We start from the raw sequence: 3,611 nt of genomic DNA on the forward strand, positions 1-3,611 counted from the left end.
ACGTCTGTTGAATTTATAACAGATCATAATTCATAATTCATAATTCATAATTCATAATTCAAAACTCATAATCTTCAAGCATAAATCCTCATCATTTATACTTCTAAAAACGCACAAACCATTTATTTTAGCCAAAGACGTACAATTTTTCTTGGAAAGTTTTTGTAATCTCTAAGTTAATCGTATTTTTGTGTCAATTTTGGTATAGTAATGACTGACGAAGAAAAGAAGCGATTAAGTACCTTTGAAGCAAGATTACGCCATTTGCTCTTTTTGCATGATGAATTAAGGCGTGAAAATGCTGAATTAAAGCAACTTCTGAAAACTAAACAAGAAGAATGCGAACAGGTACATGCCGAATATCAGACTTTAGAGGCCAACTATACAAACTTAAAAACAGCAATGACAATCAGCCTTAACGGTAGTGACGTAAAAGAGACTAAACTGCGATTGTCGAAATTAGTGCGTGAAGTCGATAAATGCATCGCTTTGTTGAATGAATAACGAGATGTATGAACGATAAGATAAAAATAAACCTGCAAATGGCAGGCTCCACCTACCCCCTCACCATACTGCGTGAAGAGGAAGAAATGGTCAGAGAGGCTGCCAAACAGGTAGATATACGGCTTAATGCGTATCGGGAACATTACCGGAATGTGACTTCTGAGAAGATTATCGCCATGGTTGCGTATCAATTCGCTCTGGAGAACCTGAAAATGAAAGACCGGCATGATACACGCCCGTATGCAGACAAGATAGAAGAACTGACAGAAGTGTTGGAAACATACTTTAAAGGACTGTAAACCTTTATTTAGTACCTCCGACACCAAATCTGTAAAAGAACCAGGAAAAACCGCGCACTGTATGAAAGTAACTTCCCCGAAAGATGGAAGCAACTTATTCTACAGTGCGTTTTTATTTATATACTTATTAAAAAATGAATTGAAATGACAGTAATACTCGTATCCATTGCCTGTTTCATTATCGGTGGATTTTTAGCGTACATATTCTTCAAGCATGGCTTGAAGTCTAAATACGATAATATACTGAAAGAAGCCGAAACGGAAGCGGAAGTGATTAAAAAGAATAAGTTGCTCGAAGTAAAGGAAAAGTTCCTGAACAAGAAAGCTGACTTGGAGAGAGAAGTAGCCATCCGCAATCAAAAAATTCAGCAAGCGGAGAACAAGTTGAAACAACGCGAATTAGTGCTGAACCAACGCCAGGAAGAAATACAGCGCAAGAAAGCGGAAGCCGAAGCGGTGAGAGAAAACCTGGAAGCCCAGCTAACCATCATCGACAAGAAAAAAGATGAACTGGACAAACTGCAACAGCAGGAAATAGAAAAACTGGAAACCATTTCAGGACTCTCCGCCGAAGAAGCCAAAGAACGCATGGTGGAATCCCTGAAAGAAGAGGCCAGAACACAGGCACAGTCCTTTATCAACGATATCATGGACGACGCCAAACTGACCGCAGGTAAAGAAGCGAAACGCATCGTTATCCAATCCATACAACGTGTGGCTACGGAGACAGCCATTGAGAACTCAGTTACAGTGTTCCACATCGAATCTGATGAAATCAAAGGACGCATCATCGGTCGCGAGGGCCGCAATATCCGTGCGCTCGAAGCGGCAACAGGCGTAGAAATCGTAGTAGATGATACACCGGAAGCTATTGTACTGTCAGCCTTCGACCCGGTTCGCCGTGAAGTTGCCCGCCTGGCATTGCACCAATTAGTGACCGACGGACGTATCCACCCGGCACGCATCGAGGAAGTTGTATCCAAAGTACGCAAGCAAGTGGAAGAAGAAATCATTGAAACCGGTAAACGTACAACGATTGACCTCGGCATCCATGGTTTGCACCCCGAACTGATCCGCATTATCGGTAAGATGAAATACCGTTCTTCTTACGGACAGAACCTCTTACAACATGCCCGCGAAACAGCCAACCTTTGCGCCGTAATGGCATCGGAACTGGGACTGAACCCGAAGAAAGCAAAACGTGCCGGATTGTTGCACGACATAGGTAAAGTGCCCGATGAAGAACCCGAATTGCCGCACGCACTCTACGGAATGAAGCTGGCAGAGAAGTTCAAAGAAAAACCGGACATCTGCAACGCTATCGGCGCCCACCACGACGAAGTGGAAATGACAAGTCTTTTGGCACCTATCGTACAAGTGTGCGACGCCATTTCGGGCGCACGTCCGGGAGCACGCCGCGAAATTGTTGAAGCATATATCAAGCGTCTGAATGACCTTGAACAATTGGCAATGGCCTATCCGGGCGTGACCAAGACGTACGCTATCCAAGCCGGCCGCGAACTGCGTGTAATCGTTGGCGCTGACAAGATTGACGACAAGCAGACAGAAAACCTTTCCGGTGAGATTGCGAAGAAGATACAGGACGAAATGACATATCCGGGACAGGTGAAAATTACCGTAATCCGTGAGACGCGTGCTGTAAGCTATGCGAAGTAAACGATAAGCTGTAGTAGTTAGAGTAGTTAGCACTTTGTTAGTAGTGATAACTACTTAACTACCAATATATAATATTTCAGACGCGGATAACGCGGATGACACGGATTTCTTTTTTTAGATAGAGCAACATAGCGCAACATCTAAAAATCCGTGTCATCCGCGTTATTCGCGTCTAAAAAATTACTTGATAACATGGAACAATATCAATTTGAAATCTGCGCCAACTCCGTAGAGAGTTGCATTGCCGCCCAGGTAGGAGGAGCAAACCGGGTGGAGTTATGCGCCGGAATACCGGAAGGCGGTACTACCCCATCCTACGGAGATATTGTCATTGCACGCCAACTATTGAACAAGACTCTGCTGCACGTCATTATCCGTCCGCGTGGCGGCGACTTCTTTTATTCCCCCATCGAACAACGTACCATGCTGGAAGACATCAACAATGCCCGCAGGCTGGGAGCGGACGGTGTAGTATTCGGCTGCCTCAACGCCAAAGGCGATATAGATATGCCGGTCATGAAGCGGCTTATGGAAGCCTCGCATGGCATGTCCGTCACCTTTCACCGCGCTTTCGATGTATGCCGCAATCCGCAGGAAGCATTGGAACAGATTATTGAATCAGGATGCAACCGTATCCTTACTTCCGGACAGCAACCTACGGCAGTTCAGGGCATCCCTTTGCTAAAAGAATTGCAGCAGCAGGCAGCAGGACGCATCATCCTATTGGCAGGCTGCGGAGTGAACGAGAACAACATTGCCCGCATTGCCGCCAGAACCGGTATCCGCGAATATCACTTTTCAGCAAGAGAAAACATAAAAAGCGGTATGTTGTACCACAATGAGGCAGTATCTATGGGAGGAACAGTGCATATAGAAGACTACTGGCGCCCTATCACTACCGCCGAACGCGTGAGGCGAACTATCAAAGCACTAACCTGAATTATTCATTCGGAAAGAATTGCAGGAGTTAGAGGAGTTATCCTGAATTATTCATAGTGTAAGTACTTCGTAATAATTATTCTATACTATGAATGAGAATTTAGCGAAGAATGGATACGCGGACGACACGGATTAAACGGACGAACGCGGATTTTTTTCTTAAATAATAATAGTCCGCGTTCGTCCGCTTAT

4 protein-coding genes are annotated in these 3,611 nt (G+C 44.7%); all 4 read left to right on the top strand.

Annotated elements, in window-relative coordinates; genetic code table 11:
- The first annotated feature begins 210 nt into the window (after positions 1 to 210).
- The 4 genes from B2Z67_RS05875 to B2Z67_RS05890 all read left to right on the top strand — a co-directional run bounded on the left by B2Z67_RS05875 (position 211) and on the right by B2Z67_RS05890 (position 3,419).
- Positions 211 to 504, top strand: a complete 294-nt coding sequence (locus tag B2Z67_RS05875) for a hypothetical protein (RefSeq protein ID WP_291528885.1) — start codon at positions 211 to 213, stop codon at positions 502 to 504.
- An 8-nt stretch (positions 505 to 512) separates the two neighbouring features.
- Positions 513 to 803, top strand: a complete 291-nt coding sequence (locus B2Z67_RS05880; protein ID WP_291528886.1) for a cell division protein ZapA — start codon at positions 513 to 515, stop codon at positions 801 to 803.
- Between the two features lie 144 nt (positions 804 to 947).
- Entirely contained in the window at positions 948 to 2,480 is a 1,533-nt protein-coding gene (rny, locus tag B2Z67_RS05885) for a ribonuclease Y (protein WP_291528887.1), read from the top strand.
- Positions 2,481 to 2,672: 192 nt separating this feature from the next.
- On the top strand, positions 2,673 to 3,419 hold the full coding sequence (locus tag B2Z67_RS05890; RefSeq protein WP_291528888.1) for a copper homeostasis protein CutC: 747 nt from the start codon (positions 2,673 to 2,675) through the stop codon (positions 3,417 to 3,419).
- Positions 3,420 to 3,611: the final 192 nt, after the last annotated feature.

It is taken from the genome of Bacteroides sp. UBA939 (assembly GCF_002293435.1).
Classification (GTDB): domain Bacteria; phylum Bacteroidota; class Bacteroidia; order Bacteroidales; family Bacteroidaceae; genus Bacteroides.

Excerpts from the sequence above, each read along its gene's own strand:
- B2Z67_RS05890 (WP_291528888.1), top strand. The coding sequence starts at position 2,673 with ATGGAACAATATCAATTTGAAATCTGCGCCAACTCCGTAGAGAGTTGC.
- B2Z67_RS05880 (WP_291528886.1), top strand. The coding sequence starts at position 513 with ATGAACGATAAGATAAAAATAAACCTGCAAATGGCAGGCTCCACCTAC.
- rny (WP_291528887.1), top strand. The coding sequence starts at position 948 with ATGACAGTAATACTCGTATCCATTGCCTGTTTCATTATCGGTGGATTT.
- B2Z67_RS05875 (WP_291528885.1), top strand. The coding sequence starts at position 211 with ATGACTGACGAAGAAAAGAAGCGATTAAGTACCTTTGAAGCAAGATTA.